Source organism: Corallococcus sp. CA054B, assembly GCF_003611625.1.
GTDB classification, from domain to species: Bacteria; Myxococcota; Myxococcia; order Myxococcales; family Myxococcaceae; genus Corallococcus; species Corallococcus coralloides.
The window spans coordinates 1-741 of sequence record NZ_RAVY01000418.1 but is presented as its reverse complement, the minus strand read 5'-3'; the positions used below and the strand labels follow the sequence as shown (position 1 = coordinate 741).

Genomic DNA, 741 nt, shown 5'->3' with positions numbered 1-741 from the left:
AAGCTTCCAGGCGCGCAGCTGTGGAACAACTACGGGTGCACGGAAATCAATGACGTGACGTACCACCCTGCGAGCCAGGAGGGCGGGGGGACGGTCTTCGTGCCCATCGGCCGCCCCATCGCGAATACGCGGGTGTACGTGCTGGACGAGCAGCTGCGGCAGGTACCGGTAGGGGTGATGGGGGAGCTGCACGTAGACAGCGTGGGACTGGCCCGAGGGTACTGGGGCCAGCCAGCGCTGACAGCGGAGCGCTTCATCTCCAACCCCTACTCCCGCGAGCCTGGGGCGCGGCTGTACCGCACGGGAGACATGGTGCGGGTGCTGGCGGACGGCTCGCTGGAGTACCTGGGCCGGCGCGACTACGAGCTGAAGGTGCGAGGGCACCGGGTGGACGTGCGCCAGGTGGAGAAGGCCGCCAGCGCGCACCCGGCGATTCGGCAGGTGGTGGTGGCGGGCTGGCCGTTGGGCGCGAGCAACGCACAGCTGACGGCCTACCTGGTGCCAAGGCCGGGCATGGCGGTGGAACCGAAGCAGGTGCGCGAGTACCTGTCAGAGCTGCTGCCGACGTACATGGTGCCGACGCTGTACACGGTGCTGGAGGCGCTGCCGCGGCTGCCCAACGGGAAGCTGGACCGGCTGTCCCTGCCAGCACCGGACCTGACGAGCAGCCGGGAGGAGCACGTCGCTCCACGCAGTGCGGTCGAGCAGAAGCTCGCGGCACTCTTCGGCGAAGTCCTCGGC

At 69.2% G+C, this 741-nt stretch carries 1 protein-coding gene; it reads left to right on the top strand.

What is annotated here, in order from left to right; genetic code table 11:
• Positions 1-741, top strand: a 741-nt coding sequence (locus D7V80_RS41115; protein ID WP_147447411.1) for an AMP-binding protein, incomplete at both ends; no start/stop codon positions are given.